At 50.1% G+C, this 765-nt stretch carries 1 protein-coding gene; it reads right to left on the bottom strand.

Annotated elements, in window-relative coordinates; genetic code table 11:
• On the bottom strand, window positions 1-765 hold a 765-nt coding region (locus R7R78_RS25825; protein ID WP_225474580.1), incomplete at both ends, for a M20/M25/M40 family metallo-hydrolase.

Genomic DNA, 765 nt, shown 5'->3' with positions numbered 1-765 from the left:
TGGCGTCGTACGCGCGGCTAGATTCGATTTCGACTTCTGCGCCATGTTTTTCGCATCCCGACTCACATGTTGAAATCATGTGTTTGACTTGTGCTTCTAGCTTCTCTCCATTTAGAGAGCGAGCTTCAGCAACGATTTTAAGCTCTGGCATCACAATGTTGGTTGCCTGACCACCGTTGACCATGCCGATGTTCGCTGTGGTTTCTTCGTCGATGCGAAGCAGTTTCATTTGGTTGATTGCGTCTGCCGCAACCATGATCGCGCTGATGCCTTCTTCCGGCGCAAGACCTGCATGTGCAGGGCGGCCTTTGATGGTTGCGACGATCTTTTGTTGGCCCGGAGCAGCCGTTACGATAGTTCCAATTGGGCCACCTGTGTCCAGTACGATCGCTTCTGTTGAGGTTACGTGAGACATATCGAAGTATTCAGAACCGAACAGGCCACCTTCTTCATGTACAGTGAACGCCAATTCGAGCGTTTTGTGTTCTAGGTTTTCAGCTTGGATGCAGCGCACTGCTTCCATGATGGCAGCGATGCCAGATTTGTCGTCACCGCCAAGAATGGTGTTGCCTTTCGAGCGGATGATACCGTCTTCGATGATTGGTTCGATACCAATGCCCGGCGTTACCGTATCCATGTGACAGCTCATTAGGATTGAGCCTTCTTTTTTTCCTTCTAAACGTGCGTACACGTTGAAGCCATTAGAAATGTGTTCTGGTACAGGAAGTTTGTGAACCGTAAAGCCTAGTTCGCCCAGTTGCTCAG

It is taken from the genome of Vibrio sp. 2134-1 (assembly GCF_033339495.1).
The sequence above is the reverse complement of the archived record's forward strand: the minus strand, read 5'-3'. Positions and strand labels throughout refer to the sequence as shown.